This is a genomic window from Desulfovibrio sp. (assembly GCF_009712225.1).
Lineage (GTDB): Bacteria > Desulfobacterota > Desulfovibrionia > Desulfovibrionales > Desulfovibrionaceae > Desulfovibrio.
The window spans coordinates 1-18,264 of sequence record NZ_WASP01000010.1 but is presented as its reverse complement, the minus strand read 5'-3'; the positions used below and the strand labels follow the sequence as shown (position 1 = coordinate 18,264).

Below are 18,264 nucleotides of genomic sequence, written 5' to 3'. Positions count from 1 at the left end.
TTTTGTTTAAATCCTGTAATGTCCATCCCACTGCCATGAAAGACAGAACTGTTCATGGTCAGGAAAGTGTCGCTTTTTTCGGGTCGCAAATAAGTAACCACACCCTATTGAAAATCGGATTTGTGACGAATACTTGAGGATAATCCCTTAAATCCCCCAAAGGGTGATAGCCGCAGGAGGAAGAAGCATGAAGCTGGGTCTTTTGACAAAGATGTGCCTGTGCATCCTTATTCCATCCCTCTTGGGACTCGGTCTGGTTGCGGGCGTGAGCCATCAGATGTCGGAGAACGCCCTGCGGCAGCAAACGCGGCAGGATATTGCCGCCATCCTTAAAGGGCAGGAGGTGGGGCTCAATGCCGTTTTCCTGTCCATGAAGGAAGCCCTGGCCCAGATTGCAGAAAACCGCCGTCTTCGTCTGTATCTTGAGGCGTATTCAAAAAACGCGGTCATTGACCATAACGATGAACTTTTCCTCCACGCCATTGATGCCCTCAAGAATTTTACCGCGGTCAACAGCAACATTGCCACCTGTGGGCTTATTGCCCCGGACGGCAAGGTAATTGCCCACAGCAAGAAGGGCGACACCCAAAAATTCAGCAGCACCATTGGCGAGGATTTTTCCAAGCGCGCCTATTTCATCAATGGCCTGAAGGGGCAGGTCAGCTCTATCGGGCTGGTGAGCGTGGCCACTCAGAAAATGACCACCATCATCGGCATGCCTGTTATGGACAAGGGCAAGATCGTGGGCGTCATTTATGGCGGCACAGATAACGACAAGCTGGCTAACGCCACCACCAACAAGATTGATATGGGTGATGTGGGGCTGGCCTTTGTGGTAAATACCAACGGCATTATCGTACAGCACCCCGACCTGAAGCGTATTGGCAAAAAAGAAGAAAATTCGCCCTGGATTGCCGAGGTTCTCAAAAACCGGAAGGGCAGGCTGGAATTTGTTAACAGCGAAGGGCGCGAAAAAATACTGTATTATACAGACATGCCGGAAGAAGGTTGGATTCTCTGCCTTGAACTGGACAAAAAAGTACTATTCGCACCTATCAGTACCATGCTGGTCAACAACGTTCTGGTGGCCGTGGGTTGCGCCCTGCTGGTAGGCATTGTTATTTTCCTGATCGTGCGGGGCATGGTGCACCTGCTTGGCGGGCTTTCTGGCCTGGCCGAGGCTATTGCCGGCGGGCGGCTTGAGTGTACTTCTTCTGAAGAAAGACTGCTGCGTACCGCCGAGCAGAGAGGTGACGAATTCAGCGTACTTTCTCTTGGTATGGAACGCATGATGGCCAATATCAAACGTTTGCTGGGCGAGAGCGAAGAAAAAACCGCTGCTGCCCAGCAGGCCACAGATCAGGCCCGTAGTGCCACAGAGCAGGCGGAAGAAGCCGCCCGCAAGGCCGAGAGCGCCCGTCGCGAAGGCATGCTTGCGGCTGCCGGTCAGCTTGAAGGCGTGGCCACTGTGCTTGCCTCGGCATCAACGCGTCTTTCCGATCAGATCGGGCAGTCTGAACAGGCTGTTTCCGAGTCTGCCCAGAGGCTTGCGGAAGCTGCCACAGCCATGAACCAGATGAACGCCACTGTGCAGGAAGTGGCCCGTAATGCTTCCGCGGCTTCAAACACCTCGGAAGAAACGCGCAATAGCGCTGAAAGCGGTTCAGAGATTGTGCAAAAGGCCCTGCAAAGCATTGGTCAGGTGCGCGAAGTTTCTCACGGGCTCAAGAAAGACATGGCCGAGCTCAACGCGCATGCCCAGTCCATTGACCGTATCATGGGCGTTATTTCAGACATTGCTGACCAGACCAACCTGTTGGCGCTCAACGCGGCCATTGAGGCTGCGCGGGCGGGCGATGCGGGACGCGGTTTTGCCGTGGTGGCCGACGAGGTGCGCAAACTGGCCGAAAAAACCATGGCCTCTACCCATGATGTGGGCAACGCCATATCGGCCATTCAGGCCAGCACTACCAAGAGCGTGGAGGCCATGGAAGTAGCCCTGCGGCAGGTGGAAGTTGCCTCAGAATTTGCCGGGCAGTCGGGCGAGGCGCTGGTGCATATTGTTAACGGTGTTGAGCTGGCCGCCGATCAGGTGCGCGCCATTGCCACTGCCAGCGAGCAGCAGTCGGCCACCAGTGACGAGATCAACCAGACCCTTGTGAAGATCAACGATATTTCTGGCCAGACGGCCAGTGCCATGGACGAGGCCGCCAAGGCAGTGACAGATCTTACCCGGCAGGCTCAGGCCCTGAGCGATCTGATTGCAGAAATGAAGCTGGGCTAGCGCGTCTGCTGCACAGAAAAGCCCAAGGGGCAGCCAGACCTGTTTGGTCTGGCTGCCCTTTTTTATTAACTTACAGCAGGGGAGATGGTCAGGCTGGCCGCCAGTCCTTGATGCCAATGTCAACGGAGGCAACCCCGTTATAGGTATCAAGGCGCGGCGTGTAGGCAATGCGTATGTGTTTGTTGACCAGTGATTCTTGCAGACTGTCGGCCATGCGCCAGGCCTTGGCCGAAAGGGTAATGCCGCTGGCGCTGTCGGTGAGGCGCAGCATCACGTGCTCCCTGCCACGGCCAAGATATGAGCGTTCTCTGACCAGCAGCGGGGGTGACTGAAAAACAGGCTCGGGATTGCCGGGGCCAAAGGGCTGCAACAATTCAAGTTCTTTAAGAAATCCCTGGTCGCCTGCATGGCTGAAAGGCAGTTCGCATTCCAGTGTAAGGCTGGGCAAGAGCGGGGTGGGGCCAAGGGCCTCTTCTACCACGGCATCAAAGCGGGCGCGAAATTCTTCAAGTCGCGCGGATTCAAGTCGCACGCCAGCGGCCTGCCTGTGGCCGCCAAAAGTCAGCAGGCAGTCGGCCACGCGGTTCAGCCCGCCGTGCAGGTCAAATTCGCGCACAGAGCGGCCCGAACCTTTAAGCTTGCCCTGGTCTTCGCAGACGATGATGGTGGGGCGGTAGTAATCTTCCACAATGCGCGAGGCCACAATGCCCACAATGCCGGGGTGCCAGTCTTTGCCGTACAGCACAAGGCCGGTGCTCGGCCCGCGTGAAAGCAGATCGGATGCCTGCTGTTTGGCTTCTGCGTAAATGCGTTCTTCTTCCTGCCGCCGGGCCAGATTGAGCTCGTCCAGCTCTTTGGCCATAACCGCCGCCGCAGCGTGATCTTTTTCGCGCAGCAGCTGCAGGGCCAGCTCGCCCTTGCCCATGCGTCCGGCAGCGTTGATGCGCGGTGCAAGCCGAAAAACCGCCTGGCCAGCACTGAGGGCCGCCGTTGCATTCATGCCGCTGGCAACCTTGAGGGCAGCCATGCCGGGGCGCAGCGCGCGGGTTATGCGGGCGAGGCCGCCGCGTACCAGTACCCTGTTTTCTCCGGTAAGCGGCATTACGTCTGCCAGCGTACCCAGTGCCACAAGGTCAAGGCTGTCACCCATGTTGTGCCTCTTGCCCGTATGCGGGGCAAGGGCCGCGTTGACGGCACCCATGAGGTAAAAGGCCACGCCAACCCCCGCAAGGTGCGGGTAGGGCAGGTCTTCTGTGGTGCAAACCTTGGGGTTGCAGATGGCATTTGCCGGGGGCAGCTCTGCGGGTGGCAGGTGATGGTCTGAAACAACCACTGTCATGCCCAGTTCTCTGGCGCGACGCACTGCCTCCACATCTGAAATGCCGCAATCTACCGTAAGCAGTATGCCGCAGCCTTCTGCTGCCAGCGCTTCAATATGGGGAACATTGAGGCCGTAGCCCTCGCTGCGTCTGTCGGGGATATGCGAGCTGGCGGTGATGCCGTGGCTTTCAAGCACGTCGAGCACAAGCGTGGCGGCCGTGACGCCGTCCACATCGTAGTCGCCCCACACGGCAAGCCTTTTTCCCGCCAGCAGTTCGGTCGCCAGCAGTTGCGCGGCATCCGGGAATTGAGGCCACCGGTCGGGCGGGGTGAGAGAATCGAGGCGGGCGGTCAAAAAGGCGTCCATGCTTTCTTTTTCAGAAAGACCACGACGCCATAAAATTTCCAGTAAAAGGGGCGAAATAGAAAGAGCGTCTGCCCATTGCCTTGGGGGCGTGGGGCAGGCGTTTTGCTGCGGCTCGCGGAACAGCCAGTTTTTCACTCAGTTAGCCTGCTGCTTTGGGCTTGGGGGCAGCCCCGTTTTGAGCCATTTTAAGAGCGGTGCGCACCCCTTCCAGCTTGTCGGCAGGCACGAGCTGCTTCTGGATGAGCCATGCGAGAAACTTGAGCGATGTTTCGTGCCGGGGTGCAAGTTCCAGGGCTTTGAGCAGATAGTCCACGCATTGCGAAATATCTTTGAGCTCAAGCAGCACACGGGCAATGTTCATGTACAGGTTTTCGTCGTTGGGCGAAAGTTCCAGAGCCCTGTTGTAGTATTCCAGCGATTCCTGCAGCATCTTGCTTTTGCGCAGGTTGATGCCAAATTCGTTGAACAGGTGCTTGTGCTCAGGTTCAAACGTGGCCTCAAGTTTTACCAGCCGCTGAAAAATATCCTGAGCCTTGGCATTGTCGCCACGTTCAAGATAGGTAAGGCCGATGCCAAAATTGGCCCGCACGTTTTCTTCATCAATCTTGAGGGCGCGCGAATATTCGTATTCAGCGGCAAAATTTTCGCCTTTTTCGCGGTGCGTATCACCGTTGTCAACGTTACGCTGCATCTCCTGCATCTTGGGAAACACGGAGTTGAGATAAAATTCCGGCTCGGGCGAAAACTTGGCGATAAGCTCGTCCATGGTGATCTTGCGCTTGGGACCACTGGGAATATAGTTGGTATTGAGCGGCTGGCAGTCGATATCCTTGCCGTTCTGCTCAATAAACCAGAATGTCTTTTGCACGGTTTTGCGCGTGGTGGTACCCGTGCCGACCCTGCGGACTTCCTGGGTGGAAAAAACCCCGCGGACATCAGCTTTGCCGTGGGAATCTTGTGCGTTGTGGGGTTGAGTGGCCATACTTTTCCTCAATTCTGCTTCTGAATGAGAGAGGAGGCCATTTCGGCCACAATCAGTTTTGCCGTTGCCAGCGGGTCGGCGGCGGCCGTTATGGGCCGGCCCACAACCAGATAGTCGGCTCCTGCTGCCACGGCCAGAGCGGGCGTCATGACGCGGCGCTGGTCGCCAGCCGCAGAGCCTGCGGGGCGGATGCCGGGGCAAAGGCAGCGCAGGCCAGGGCAGCTGGCCTTGATAGCCGCAGCCTCGTGACCCGAGCACACCACGCCATCGAGCCCCCACGGGCCAGCCTGACGGGCCAGATCAAGGGCAAAGTCCGAGGGCTGTGCCGTGATGCCGGGCATTTCACCCGGCGCAAAACTTGTGAGCACGGTTACGCCAAACAGAAGGGGGCGCGCCCCAGAAACGCCTGCGGCGGCGTTGGCTGCAGCTTCTGCGGCGGCCCGGCACATGCGCTCGCCGCCCTGACAGTGCAGGGTCAGCATGTTCACGCCCACAGCAGCCGCAGCCTTGACAGCCTGAGCCACAGTATTGGGGATGTCGTAAAACTTGAGGTCGAGAAAAACGCTGAAGTCCATGGCAGAAAGCTCTTCCAGCAGGCCGGGGCCCACATGGGTAAACAGTTCCATGCCCACCTTGCACCAGGGAACCGTGCCGCGCAGCTGGCTGGCCAGAGCGAGAGCCCTCTGTTTTTCGGGTACATCAAGGGCTACCGCAAGTTGCGGCATGTGGTGCGGCGTTGGCATGGTACTTCCTGTCATATATCTGCCCCTTGCGGTTTGCGGCAATGGGGCGCTGTGTCTGTTTCAGTTCCCGTTCTGCTCAGCGGGACAGAATTTCATCAAGCAGCTGCGGGTTGCGGCCTGGCGCAAGGCTGGCCGTCACATAGACCGCGCGCAGGCAGTCGTAGGCCTGATCAAGATTGTCGTTAACAATCACCGAATCATACCAGCGGGCCTGCAGAATTTCTGAATGCGCATTGACCAGACGCCGCGCGATGGTCGGCTCGTCGTCCTGACCACGCCCGCGCAGGCGGTTTTCAAGTTCTTGTATACTGGGCGGCAGAATAAAGGCAAACGTGGCCTCGGAAAGCGAAAGCTTGAGCTGTGCCGCACCCTGAACATCAATGTCAAAAAGCACGTCCAGCCCCTGGTGCAGGCGTTCCTTTACCGGGCCAATAGGCGTGCCATAATAATTGCCGTGGACCTCGGCCCATTCGGCAAAATATTTTTGTGAGCGGCGCAGTTCGAATTCTTCGTGGCTCAAAAAAATGTAGTCCTTGCCGTCAACTTCGCCCTGACGCGGCTGTCGTGTGGTGCACGACACCGAGTAGCCGATGTGCGGAAACTCTGCCAGCAATCGTTTGACCAGGGTGGTCTTGCCAGCGCCAGAAGGTGCGCTGAGCACCAGTGCTATGCCTTCGCGGGGCATCAGTCTCCATCCTCTTGCGCAAAGCGCTGACTGATTGTTTCAGGCTGGATTGAGGAAAGGATTACGTGATTGGAGTCTGTTACCAGAATGGAGCGTGTTTTGCGCCCCTGGGTAGCATCAATCAGTCTTCCTTCGGCCCGCGCGTCTTCACGAAGGCGTTTCATGGGCGAAGATGCAGGGCTTACAATGCCCACAACCCGACCCGCCAGCACATAGTTTCCGAAACCAATATTGATAAGACGTTCGCGAGGCATGGTTTATTCCAGATTCTGGACCTGCTCGCGGCATTTTTCCAGTTCGTTTTTAAAATCCACCACCATGCGCGAAAGCTGCACGTCGGGCAGTTTGTTGCCGCAGGTGTTGATCTCGCGGAAGCATTCCTGCAGGGTAAAATCGAGCCGCCGCCCGGCATCACCGCCGGTTTGCAGCAGGTCGTGCAGACGTGCCAGATGCGTGTTGAGCCGCGTGAGCTCTTCGCTCACGTCAAGCCGGTCGGCCAGAATGACAGCCTCTTGCAAAAAGCGGCCTTCTTCCAGTTCCTGCCCGTTTTGCGACAGGGCTTCGCTCAGGCGTTCACGCAGGGCGTTGGCACGCTCTTCCTTGATATTGGGGGCGCGTTCGGCGATCAGGCCCGTCCATTCCTCCATGCGCAGAATGCGGGAGTGCATGTCGGTTGCCAGCGAGCGGCCCTCGGCAGAGCGGGCCTCGTTCCAGTCTTCCAGCGCCAGCGCCAGACCTTCCTCGAGGCAGCGGGCCATTTCCTCGTCCAGTTCTTCGCCGCTGTCGCCCCAAAGCGAGGGAATCTGCAACAGCGCGTTGAAATCCGGCACGTAGGAGTCGCCGCGTGCGTCGGCCAGTGCCTGCAGATTGTCCAGCATGGCAGTGGCCTGCACCATGTCAAAGCGCATGGCTGGGGTGTTGCCCGGTGCGTACTGCAAAACCAGGCTTACATCCACACGCCCGCGCGAGGCATAGCGGCGCACGACTTTTTCAAGCCGTGGCTCAAGACTGCGCACAGAGAGGGGCAGACGCCACTTGAGGTCAAGATGGCGGCTGTTGACGCTTTTAACCTCCCACTGCTGGGTGGTGTAATCATTTTCCACCAGGCAGCGGCCAAAGCCGGTCATGCTGCGGAGCATAGCTTCCTTCCTGCTAAAAGTATGCGACAGTGTAGAGCAAGGGGCTTGCGAATGCAACAAATGCCCATGGCCCGGCGCTGAGGATGGTTAGTTTTTTATTTTTAAATCAGCGCGTTAAGCGTCTGATCCGCCAGTATTTCCACCGCAGCCGCCGCAGCCGCCGCCAGCGGCGCAAGAGGGCGGCATGCCCTTGCCCATGGGGCGCACCGGCCCGGGCTTGTAAGGAAAGGCACCTGTTTTCAGGGGGCTTGGCACGCACATCTGCTTTTCTGTGGCGGTAGAGTTGCACTTGGGGCAGGCGGGAACTTCGTCGCCAAAAACAAGGTCTTCAAATTTGTTGCCGCAGGCAGTGCAGACAAAATCATACATGGGCATGGTTTTTCTCCTCAATCATTACCGTACTGTGTCGGTTGCGGCGTCATACCGTAACAGAACAGCGTTATTTGATACGCTCGCAGCTGGCGCGCGCAGGTTTATCGTGCGCTTTCAGGCGTAGCGCGCGTGCCGGGTACGGGCAGCCCTGGGGCTTGCCCACATGCTTTGTGTGCATATATAAGTATATATACGGTCAAGGCAAGGGTGGTGTTTTGCCGCCCACCGCCGTGCAACAATCGGTCATGACGACCGAGTTAACGGGCAGCAACCCGTTTGGAGGAACATATGAAGAAAATTCTTGTGCTGGCTGGCGATTATGTTGAAGACTACGAGATCATGGTTCCTTTCCAGATGCTGCAAATGCTGGGTTATGAAGTTCACGCCGTTTGCCCGGGCAAAAAGCCTGGTGACAGCGTGCGCACTGCCATCCATGATTTTGAGGGCGACCAGACCTATTCTGAAAAACGCGGCCACAATTTTGGCATCAACTACGACTTTGACCAGGTTAAAACCGCCGACTATGCAGGCCTGGTTATTCCCGGTGGCCGTGCCCCCGAATATCTGCGCCTGAATCAGCGTATTCTTGAAATTGTGCGCGAATTCAACGACGCCAAAAAGCCCATTGCCGCCGTATGCCACGGCCCCCAGATTCTCGTTACCGCTGGCGTGCTGAAAAACCGCAGCTGCACCGCCTACCCGGCGGTCAAGCCCGATGTGGTGGACGCCGGGGCTACCTGGTGTGACTTTAATGCCACACTCTCCAGCGCCACGGTGGACGGCAACCTTGTAACCGCCCCCGCCTGGCCCGCCCACCCCGCCCTGATCGCAGAATTTGTCAAACTGCTGGGCGCAAAGATCAGCATCTAGCAGCACAGAAGGGCTCCCCGCCAGCCTGTGCATTTGCACATTAAACAATAAGGAAAGGAAGCCAGCGGTTTCCTTTCCTTATTTTATTTATCATCCCTGTCGCAGGTGGGGGCCGTTATTCGGCGGGCATAAGCTCCACCACCAGTCCTTTTTCGGTAACCGCCACGGGTCGGGCGGGCAAAAGCCCCGCATCTGCGCCGGGGCGCTTACCTTGCGCGGGCATGCGTATGGAGCAGGCTGCGTAGTATTCGTTGACGCCCTTGATGGTATTCTTTTTGGGCTTGGCAGCGGTAACATCTGCGGGGGCATCGGTCACGTCTGCAGCAGCCACATCGGTGGCGGGCTCTGCAAATGCCTGCGGGTTGTCTGCCGCTACCAGCACGCGTGACAACTTGAGCTGCTCTGTCAGAAAGGCCTGCTGCTTGCGGGCCACGGCCTCGCGCAGGCGGGCTGCCCGCTCAAGCTTGAGGCTATGCGGAATCTGCCCGTCAAAGCGGTTTGCCGCGGTGCCGGGTCGCCGGGAATACGGGAACACATGCGCGTAGCTCATGGGCAGGCGTTCGATCAGCTCCAGCAACTGGCGCATGTCGTCTTCGGTCTCGCCGGGGAAACCCGCTATAATATCCGCCCCCAGACCCATGACAGGCCAGTGGGCAGAGAGGGCCGAAACGGCACTTTCAAGCATGGCGGGGGTGTAGTGGCCGCGGCCCATGCGCTTGAGCACCGCCTGACTGCCGTGCTGCAAGGATATGTGCAGGTGCGGGCAAAGCATGCGGCAGGCCATAAGGGCGTCCAGCCCCTGCTGGTCAAGCTGGCCGGGCTCAAGCGAGCTGATGCGCAGGCGGGCCTGACCGGCAAATTCTGGCGCAAGGGCGGCATCGAGCGTGCGCAGCAGGCTCCAGAAATCGCCCATATCCGTACCACGGCCATACTGGCCCAGATTGATGCCAGAAACCATGATTTCCGTATGCCCGGCCTGAAGCAGGCGGAGCGCCTCGGAAACAATTTCGTCCACCGGGCGACTGCGTGGCTTGCCCCGCGTGGAGGGAACAATACAATACGTGCAGCGGTGGGCACAGCCATCCTGCACCTTAAGCACGGGACGCGCCCGCTTGAATGCAGAAATCTGAAAGGGCGGAAAGGCCGCCTGCGCAGATGCGGAAGCTGCATCCGCCGCTGACGCTGTCCCCGCAAGAGGCCCGGCATGGGGCTGGGGTGCGCAGTCGCCATCAAGGTCGCCGTCCAGATCTGTCCAGGGGCCATTGAGCAGGCGGCTTTTTTCCTCCTGTGGAACCAGAAGGTCGGGCGCGGCCCATATGGCACCGGGGCGGGGTTTGTAATCGGCAAAAAGCCGTGCCGCGCAGCCAGTAAGAATAAGGCGCGCGGTCGGGGCCTCCCTGCGCAGTCTGAAAACAGCGTTACGCGCGTCTCTTTCGCCCTTGGAGGTGATGGCGCAACTGTTTACGCACACCACATCCGCCAGCGCGGGGGCGTTACATTCCACACCACCCTGTGCAAGCCAGGCTTCGCGCAGGGATTGGGTTTCGTACTGATTGACCTTGCAGCCAAAGGTGACCAAATAGAATTTCCAGGCAGACATGGCGCAGATGTACGCAAAAGCTCTTGCCTTGACAAGCCGGGGGCGGCTAGGCTGTCTTCATGCCAATATTATTGCTCTTTATTTTTTTGTGCAGTGCTTCCGGCGCGCATGCCCAACCGGCTATGGCCCCAAACATGTCCGTTAACGGTGTTTCCGGGGCTTCATCTGCTGCAAGCCCGGCGGTTCAGGGGGCGTCTGCCCAGGTAAATGGCCAGATGAACGGCCCGGCCAATGCCCCGGCCAATTCTCTGGCCGACCTGCCAGCGGATCTGGACGACACCGGGCGCATGGATTTGTACTGCCTGCGCCGGGCCTACCCCCAGATTACGGGCATGGTAGCCGATGCACAGGGCCAGTGGCTGGTATTTACCGATGGTCGTCGTGTGTTGTACGCGGCAGCCGCAGGGCAGGAAGCCAGCGGTCAGGAATCGGAGTGGGTGGTGAGCGTGCGGGTCAGCATGGCCGAGCCCTACCCTCTTGAACCGGAAAGACCCGAAACCCCGCTTGGCGTATCGCCGGGGCGGCGGCGGTCATACGACCTGCTGCAAACCCTCTACGGCGCAAGTCCCAAGGCCGTGGGTAGCCATCTTGTGCAGGCCCGGCTGAATGGTCAGCATCTGCATCTTTCGCCTGCTGCCGCACAGGCCATGAATCGCGCCGATGCCGTTCTTGCCCCGCAGGTTGCCCACGAGCCGCGTCTCAAAACCCTGCTCAAGATGGACGGTGGTTTTGCGTGGCGGCGCATTGCGGGCGAAAACCGGCTGAGCCCCCATGCTTTTGGCATAGCCTTTGATATCAGCCCCGGTATCGCCACCTACTGGCGGTGGAGCAAGCTGCGCCCGCACCCCCTGCAAAAAAGCTATCCCGCATCCATTGTGGCGGCCTTTGAAAACGAGGGCTTCATCTGGGGTGGCAAGTGGCACGAATATGACCTGATGCATTTTGAATACAGACCCGAAATAATCTGCAAGGCTCGCGTGCTGCAAGGGCAGGAGCATTTGCCGGGCGCTGATGCCGCGGCACAGTCGGCGGGGCAGAGCCTTGCCCCGGTGGTTAAACCGACAGACAAATCGGCGGCAAGGCCAGAATCCAAGTCAGCGGACAAAACACTGGATTCTGCTGCGACCAGACCAGCTGGTCTGCCCCAGCCAGAAGCGGCTGGCGCGCCTGCGGCTCCCTAGAGCTACGGCACGCTGCTTTGTGTGCAGGCTTGGCAAATTGTGTTGCGCAAACAGAACAAGCCCCTCGAAAGAGGGGCTTGTCGTTGCAAACAGGCTGGCTGGACGCGCGGCAGCTATTCGCCTCTGGCGGCGGCTTCGTCCACAACCCAGATAAGTTCGCCAAAGCCGGGGCGCACCTTCTGCGCGGGCAGGGTGGGCTCTGCCAGCAGGTTCAGCGCGCGTGAGAGCACATCGTGCTTTTCCTTGCCGGTCACCAGAAACATGCAGCAACGCGCGTTGTTGATGACGGGCAGGGTGAGCGTAAGGCGGTCGGCCTTGCGTTCGGGCACGTACTGGTCGATCACAAGGCGTTTGCGCTCGGCCAGGGCGGGCGAATTGGGGAAGATGGAACCGGTGTGGCCGTCTTCGCCCATGCCCAGCAGCATAAAGTCGAAGCGGGGCAGTTCGTGGTGACCAAGATTGAATTCGGCCCTGATCTGCTGCTCGTACTTGACGGCGGCTTCAACGGGGTCTTCTTCGCCGCGCATGCGGAAAAAGTGGGTGGCCGGAACCATGCTGAGCAGTTCGCGGCGGGCGAGGCCGTAGTTGCTGTCCGGGTGATCGGGGCCAACGCAGCGCTCGTCCACCCAGTAAAAAGTCATTTTGTCCCAGGGCAGGCGGTCGGCCCAGTCTTTGCCCGCCAGCAGGCGAAAGAGCGGCGTGGGGGTTTGCCCGCCAGAAAGGGCAATGCGGAAAACACCCCTGTCAGCAATGGCTTCTTCGCAGGCAGCCGCCAGAATGTGGGCGGCGCGTTCGGCCATGGCTGCGGGGTCTTTATGGATATGCACCGTAAGGTGTATGGAACGGCTGAGGCCCGACATTTTGCGGCTCCTTGAGTTTATGTGCGGTTGGCACGGGTCGCTTTGCCCGGCCCGCCAACCGTGTCACTATTACATATTAGCCTGCGCGAGAAAAGGGCATAGTGGGCAGGTTACTGTGAAAATTACTGAAATTCTTCCAGCAGGGCGGGCGCCACGGTAAAGTGCAATATTTCGCCGTTGGCAAGGCCCAGGGTTTTCCACGAGGCCTCGCAGGTGAGCTTGCGCCCTGACAGAATAGCCTTGCCCTGGGCACTTTCGCCGTCCATTTCAATGGTCCAGTTGCGTTCAAAATCTTCGCCGGGAACCGTGGGCTGCACGGCATTCAGAAAGCGGTGCAGCAGTTCTGTTCCATCAGGTGTGCAGATTTTTGCCGAAAGGTCCATATTGTTGATCATGACCGTGCCGGTATTTTTGCCCTTGGCATTTACCACGACCAGCAGTGTTTTGCCGTCAGAAATCAGCCCCGCGCTCACCGTGCAGGACTTTATGGGAAGCATCTCTTCCATGCGTGTCTTTATCTTGGCATTTTTGTCAAGAATGATCTGCCGTTGTGCTGTCATGCGCTCGACCTGGTACTCGCGGAACTGGCGCACCACTTCTTCGGCGTTGACAAAGTCGTCAACCTTCCAGCCTTCGACGGTCTTGTCCATGCGCAGCAAAAGCGAAAATTCCTTGTTCAGTACCGGGTGCCGTACCCTGGCTGCGATAAGGGCCGTGGTTTCCGTGGGGTTTTGCAGGGTCAGCGTTGCCGCAAGCTGTGTGTAAAAGGTGGGCGGCAAAACATAGAGGGGCGTTTTGAGGCGCGCGAGCTCGTCTGTTTCTTCCTTGGCGGGTTCTTCCTTGGAACGGGCCTGCTTGAGCAGGCCAATCTGAATTATGTCGCTCAGGTCGCGCAGCTGGTTGGGACCTTTTTTGAGATTGGGGTAGTGCTGCGCCACAGCCTGCACCAGCGGTCTGGTGATGGCGCTGAAATCTATGCGTTGCGCCAGATCTGCGGGTTTGGTGGGGTGCAGGGCATCCTTGATCTGCGTAAAGGCAAATTCGGCTGTCTGGCGGTACTGGTAATGCCGCCAGCCGCTGTAGCCACCCACAGCGGCAAGCACGACAAGCAGAATGGCCGCCAGCACAAAGGTGTGCTTGCGGATAAAGGCAACAATTGAGGCAACGACGGGCAGACTCATGGCGCTTACCTTTCAGTGTTGACGGCTTTGGTCTGTGATTTGTGGCCGCATTCCATCACAGGCTCGGGGCGGCGCATGCGCCTGCGGCCAAGCCGTAAGGGCAGTGGTGTAACCGGGCGCGACTTGTTCAGATCAATGCGAATGATTCCCCACGCGCCCATGGGCAGCCAGGGCAAAACCCTGTTGCAGCGCGAGAGCACGCACTGGGCGTTCCACGTTCCCTGCGGCCCCGCAAGCACACTTGCGCCGCTGATGCTGCCCGCGGCAAGACTTCTGAGCGCCCGCCATACCTGCCACCAGCAAAAGACCGGGCCGTGCCACGGATTTTTGCGGTTGGTGACGCGGTGCAGCATATAGGGCAGCGAAGCCGCGTTCCAGAAGGTAAGGGCAACGCCGGCAGAGGCCACGCGCAGCGCTTCGGCCATGGCATTGAGCGCGTTTTGGGTCCCGTGCGACACAAGGTGCAGCACAACCCAGTCAAATTCACCATCGTCAAAGGGCAGGTGGTCGTCTGCAGCGGCCAGAACTTCGGCCCGGTCGGCCATGCGGTCAGCTTCGGCCCGCAGGTCGGGGTCTGATTCGGTGGCGGTCATGTCAAAGCCGCACTCCCACAGCAAGGGCAAAAAGTCGCCCCTGCCGCAGTTTATCTCAAGCAGCGTGCGCCCCCGGCGCGGCCAGGCGGCAATGCTGTGCTGCAAAAGCAGCTTTTGCATTTGCAGGGTAAACTGCCCTGCTGTATCCGCTTGTTGGTCATCCATGCCGTGCGCCTCGCATCTGTTGTTTATCCTTTGCATAATCCACTATTTTATAGATTCTGTAAATCGGCAAAGCCCCGGCTCACAAGCGCACGGCGCAGGTCTGCCAGCCCCCGTGCTGGAGGCCGCGTTGCAAAAAAACAACGCGGCCTCCTGTAGTAAGGGGCCGCGTTTGACTGACGCGCGGAGTTGCCGCCGCAGGCAAGGTCTGGAGATTACAGGGAGGCAATGACCTCGATTTCAACCTGAGCGCCAAGGGGCAGCTTGCTGACCTCCACGCACGAACGCGCGGGGCAGGGAGCCGTAAAATACTTTTTGTACACTTCGTTCACAGCGGCAAATGTGCCCATATCGGTAATGAACACGGTGCTCTTGACCACGTTGTCGGCGGTGAGGCCCTGCGATTCAAGCAGTGCCATAACATTTTTGCAGGCCTGTTCGGCCTGGGCAGTCACGTCGTCCTCCACCATCTTGCCGACGGCGGGGTCAATGGGAATCTGGCCGGAGAAAAAGAACAGGTTGCCGGTTTTGATGCCCTGACTGTAGGGGCCCACCGCTCCGGGGGCATTGCTGGTGCTTATGACTTCCTTGCTCATGGCGCTTCCTTCATCCATCTTGTGGGTAAGTGGTTGAACGTAAAAACTTTGTGCGCTGCCATCGCCCATGGGCGTGTGCTGGCCAGCGTTGTAAACAAACTGGCACAGGCCCGCGCCAGAGTCAAAGCCGCCGTGCCGTTACGGCATGGTCAGCATGGCTGCGCGGGCAGGGGGGATTCGTTCAGGGCTTGTTCTGCCTGATTTCTGAGCCGTGAAAGTAGTTGGAAACCAGCGCACCCGAAATATTCTGCCACACGCTGAAGAGCGCCCCGGCTATGGCTGAAACGGGCGAAAAGTGCGCCAGTGCAAGGGCCGTGGCAAGACCGGAATTTTGCGTGCCCACCTCAAAACAGAGAGCTCGGCAACGGGCCTCGTCAAACTTCCACATGCGTCCGGCTGCATAACCAAAGGCCATGCCCAGCAGGTTGTGGCACACAACCACCAGAAAAATGGAAACGCTGGCCCCGAGGATGCTGTGCGCGTTGATGGCAATAATGCCCGCCACCACCAGAGTGATGGTAAGCGCGGAAAGTGGGGGCAAAAAGGGCAGGGCGCTGTTGGTCAGCCCCGCAAGATAGCGGTGCGCCACAATGCCCAGCAGCACGGGAATGACCACGATCTTGAGAATGGAAATAAACAGGCCCGCCATATCCACAGGAACCCACACGCCGCCAAGCAGCCATGTGAGCACGGGCATCAGCACCAGGGCGACCACCGTGGTAAGCGATGTGAGCGCAACGGAATACGGCACGTCGCCCTTTGCTATGAAAGTAAGCACGTTTGAAGCTGTGCCGCCGGGGGCAGTGCCCACCAGTATGACGCCCATGGCAAGATCGGGCGGCAGAGAGAAAATGTTGCAAAGCGCAAAGGCCAGCAGGGGCATGCACACAAACTGGGCCATCAGGCCCAGCAGCAGGGCGCGGGGCTGGGAGAACACAAGGCTGAAGTCCTTGAGGCGCAGCGTCATGCCCATGCCAAACATGATGCAGCCCAGAAGCGGCGTCACGTAGGGGGCTACCCACCGGAATAGTTCGGGCTTCCACAGTGCAAGGGCAGAGCAGACAAGTATGAGCACGCCCATATAGCGGGTGATGGTACTGGCAACACGCAGTATAAGACTGGTCAACGCAACCTCCTGTGGCGCGGCTGTTTCCGCGCTGGATGGTGCGCATACTGGCAGAGAGCTCGGCCCCTTGCAAGCGGCGCTCGGTTGAGCGCGTCTGCATTGTCGCCTCCTTGCCCCAACGCAAGGCCACTTGAAAAAGAATCCGCTAACGGATAGGCTCATATATTACACGCACGCCCCATGCACCAGCGGGCCTTATGGTTTGCCAAAGACCCCGCCCACGCACTAACCTGCTGACAGCACCTTGCAAGCCGCACCCAGCAAACGGCGCCCTGCATTCCGCAGGGGGCTCTGCCGGTTCGCTGGTACGGGATGTTCGTGTTTTCCGCCTTGAGGCGCAGCCTTCTGGCGGCGCAAGTCTGGGGTCTGCTGACCGCAGGTTTGTTATCACTACCAGCGCGCCCATTTGGCGCGCGCTTCTTCCCGCTTGATCTCAAACACAGCAGGGCAGGAAGCGTCACCAAATTTTGAGGAGCATCATGAGCAACGAACCGGACAAGATTATTTATTCCATGATCCGCGTCACCAAGCGCCATGGCCAGAAGGAAGTGCTGAAAGATATTTCGCTTTCCTATTTCTACGGGGCCAAAATCGGCGTGCTTGGTCTGAACGGCGCGGGTAAATCCAGCCTGCTGCGCATTCTGGCGGGTGTGGATCAGGCCTTTGACGGCAAAACCGTGCTGGCCCCCGGCTACACCATCGGCTACCTTGAGCAGGAGCCGCTGAAGGACGAAACCCGCACCGTGCGCGAGGTTGTTGAAGACGGCGTGAGTGAACTCACCGCCATCGCCCGCGAATTTGAAGAAATCAACGCCAAGTTCGCCGAGCCTATGGAAGCGGACGAAATGGACGCGCTGATCACCCGTCAGGCCGAAGTGCAGGAACTCATGGACGCCAAAAACGTCTGGGATCTGGATTCGCGCCTTGAAATGGCCATGGACGCCCTGCGTTGCCCGCCCGGCGACATGCCGGTTCCGCAGATTTCTGGTGGTGAACGCCGCCGCGTGGCCCTGTGCCGCCTGCTGCTGGAATCGCCCGACATTCTGCTGCTCGACGAACCCACCAACCACCTTGACGCCGAATCGGTGGCCTGGCTCGAACGCTTTCTTTCCACCTTCCCCGGTACCGTCATCGCCGTTACCCATGACCGTTACTTCCTCGACAACGTGGCGGGCTGGATTCTGGAACTGGACCGTGGCCGGGGTATTCCGTGGAAGGGCAACTATTCCTCCTGGCTTGAACAGAAGCAGAAGCGTCTTGCCAACGAAGAAAGAACCGAAGCCGACCGGCAGAAGACCCTTCAGCGCGAACTGGAATGGGTGCGCATGTCGCCCAAGGGCCGTCACGCCAAGGGTAAGGCCCGCCTGAACGCCTACGAAGCCATGCTTTCGCACGAAAGCGAAAAGCGCGCGCCCGATCTGGAAATCTACATTCCGCCGGGGCAGCGTCTGGGCAAGGTTGTCTTTGAGCTTGAGGGGGTCAGCAAGGGCATGGGCGACAGGGAACTGATGGAAAACGTCAACGCCATCATTCCCCCCGGCGCCATTGTGGGTATTATCGGCCCCAACGGCGCGGGTAAGACCACCCTGTTCAAGATGCTTGTGGGGCAGGAAAAGCCCGACACCGGTACGCTCAAGGTGGGCGAAACCGTGCAGTTTGCCTATGTGGATCAGGGGCGCGAATCGCTCACGCCCGGCAAGACCGTGTATGAGGTCATCAGCGACGGTGCTGAAACCATCAAGCTGGGCGGCCGTGAAGTCAACGCACGCGCCTACTGCACGCGCTTCAACTTCCACGGTGCAGACCAGCAGAAGAAAGTGGACGTGCTTTCGGGCGGTGAACGCAACCGCGTGCACCTGGCCTGCATGCTCAAGTCTGGCGCCAACGTGCTGCTGCTTGACGAACCCACCAACGATATTGACGTAAACACCATGCGCGCCCTCGAAGACGCACTGGACAACTTTGCCGGTTGCGTGCTGGTCATCAGCCATGACCGCTGGTTCCTCGACCGCGTGGCCACGCACATCATGGCCTTTGAAGGCGATTCCAGCGTGGTGTTTTATGAAGGCAACTATACGGACTACGAAGAAGACCGTAAAAAGCGGCTCGGCAAGGATGCCGACACGCCGCACCGCATCAAGTACCGCAAACTGACGCGTTAGCCGCCCGCCCCCCCCCCGCCGGAGGGGGGGCGGGGGGGGGG

The 18,264-nt window shown here is 58.9% G+C and carries 17 protein-coding genes; 4 read left to right on the top strand and 13 right to left on the bottom strand.

What is annotated here, in order from left to right; translation table 11 throughout:
* The first annotated feature begins 187 nt into the window (after positions 1-187).
* Positions 188-2,284, top strand: a complete 2,097-nt coding sequence (locus F8N36_RS12450; protein WP_291333144.1) for a methyl-accepting chemotaxis protein — start codon at positions 188-190, stop codon at positions 2,282-2,284.
* Positions 2,285-2,372: 88 nt separating this feature from the next.
* Here the strand turns inward: F8N36_RS12450 and recJ are convergent, their stop codons facing one another.
* From recJ to F8N36_RS12415, 7 genes are all read right to left on the bottom strand, one after another.
* Complete coding sequence (gene recJ, locus F8N36_RS12445; protein ID WP_291333143.1) at positions 2,373-4,106, bottom strand: single-stranded-DNA-specific exonuclease RecJ; 1,734 nt, start codon at positions 4,104-4,106, stop codon at positions 2,373-2,375.
* Between the two features lie 4 nt (positions 4,107-4,110).
* Entirely contained in the window at positions 4,111-4,953 is an 843-nt protein-coding gene (locus tag F8N36_RS12440) for a tetratricopeptide repeat protein (RefSeq protein WP_291333142.1), read from the bottom strand.
* Positions 4,954-4,961: 8 nt separating this feature from the next.
* The gene (pyrF, locus tag F8N36_RS12435; RefSeq protein WP_291333374.1) at positions 4,962-5,678 is read right to left on the bottom strand and encodes an orotidine-5'-phosphate decarboxylase; all 717 of its coding nucleotides are present in this window, start codon (positions 5,676-5,678) and stop codon (positions 4,962-4,964) included.
* Between the two features lie 94 nt (positions 5,679-5,772).
* On the bottom strand, positions 5,773-6,381 hold the full coding sequence (gmk, locus tag F8N36_RS12430; protein ID WP_291333141.1) for a guanylate kinase: 609 nt from the start codon (positions 6,379-6,381) through the stop codon (positions 5,773-5,775).
* The gene (locus F8N36_RS12425; protein WP_291333140.1) at positions 6,381-6,635 is read right to left on the bottom strand and encodes a DUF370 domain-containing protein; all 255 of its coding nucleotides are present in this window, start codon (positions 6,633-6,635) and stop codon (positions 6,381-6,383) included. The genes gmk and F8N36_RS12425 overlap by 1 nt, the downstream gene beginning before the upstream one ends.
* Before the next feature lie 3 nt (positions 6,636-6,638).
* A complete protein-coding gene (locus F8N36_RS12420; protein WP_291333139.1) occupies positions 6,639-7,520 on the bottom strand; it encodes a YicC/YloC family endoribonuclease in 882 nt (293 codons plus the stop codon).
* 114 nt (positions 7,521-7,634) lie between these two features.
* The gene (locus tag F8N36_RS12415; RefSeq protein WP_291333138.1) at positions 7,635-7,895 is read right to left on the bottom strand and encodes a zinc ribbon domain-containing protein; all 261 of its coding nucleotides are present in this window, start codon (positions 7,893-7,895) and stop codon (positions 7,635-7,637) included.
* A gap of 285 nt (positions 7,896-8,180) precedes the next feature.
* Here F8N36_RS12415 and F8N36_RS12410 point away from each other — a divergent pair, with 285 nt between their 5' ends.
* A complete protein-coding gene (locus tag F8N36_RS12410; protein ID WP_291333137.1) occupies positions 8,181-8,762 on the top strand; it encodes a DJ-1/PfpI family protein in 582 nt (193 codons plus the stop codon).
* A gap of 115 nt (positions 8,763-8,877) precedes the next feature.
* Here F8N36_RS12410 and F8N36_RS12405 read toward each other — a convergent pair whose 3' ends face one another.
* The gene (locus tag F8N36_RS12405; protein WP_291333136.1) at positions 8,878-10,362 is read right to left on the bottom strand and encodes a radical SAM protein; all 1,485 of its coding nucleotides are present in this window, start codon (positions 10,360-10,362) and stop codon (positions 8,878-8,880) included.
* Between the two features lie 122 nt (positions 10,363-10,484).
* On the opposite strand from F8N36_RS12405, the gene F8N36_RS12400 reads away from it, so the two are divergent.
* A complete protein-coding gene (locus tag F8N36_RS12400; RefSeq protein WP_291333135.1) occupies positions 10,485-11,543 on the top strand; it encodes a M15 family metallopeptidase in 1,059 nt (352 codons plus the stop codon).
* Positions 11,544-11,656: 113 nt separating this feature from the next.
* Here F8N36_RS12400 and pgl read toward each other — a convergent pair whose 3' ends face one another.
* The 5 genes from pgl to F8N36_RS12375 all read right to left on the bottom strand — a co-directional run bounded on the left by pgl (position 11,657) and on the right by F8N36_RS12375 (position 16,061).
* Positions 11,657-12,403: a 6-phosphogluconolactonase gene (gene pgl / locus F8N36_RS12395; RefSeq protein ID WP_291333134.1), complete on the bottom strand. Its 747-nt coding sequence runs from the start codon at positions 12,401-12,403 to the stop codon at positions 11,657-11,659.
* Positions 12,404-12,525: 122 nt separating this feature from the next.
* Positions 12,526-13,584, bottom strand: a complete 1,059-nt coding sequence (locus tag F8N36_RS12390) for a translation initiation factor IF-2 (protein WP_291333133.1) — start codon at positions 13,582-13,584, stop codon at positions 12,526-12,528.
* Positions 13,585-13,589: 5 nt separating this feature from the next.
* On the bottom strand, positions 13,590-14,342 hold the full coding sequence (locus tag F8N36_RS12385) for a methyltransferase domain-containing protein (protein ID WP_291333132.1): 753 nt from the start codon (positions 14,340-14,342) through the stop codon (positions 13,590-13,592).
* Between the two features lie 212 nt (positions 14,343-14,554).
* Positions 14,555-14,935: a RidA family protein gene (locus tag F8N36_RS12380; protein ID WP_291333131.1), complete on the bottom strand. Its 381-nt coding sequence runs from the start codon at positions 14,933-14,935 to the stop codon at positions 14,555-14,557.
* Between the two features lie 181 nt (positions 14,936-15,116).
* A complete protein-coding gene (locus F8N36_RS12375; protein WP_291333130.1) occupies positions 15,117-16,061 on the bottom strand; it encodes a bile acid:sodium symporter family protein in 945 nt (314 codons plus the stop codon).
* Positions 16,062-16,540: 479 nt separating this feature from the next.
* Here F8N36_RS12375 and ettA point away from each other — a divergent pair, with 479 nt between their 5' ends.
* A complete protein-coding gene (ettA, locus tag F8N36_RS12370) occupies positions 16,541-18,223 on the top strand; it encodes an energy-dependent translational throttle protein EttA (RefSeq protein WP_291333129.1) in 1,683 nt (560 codons plus the stop codon).
* The last annotated feature ends 41 nt before the right edge of the window (positions 18,224-18,264 follow it).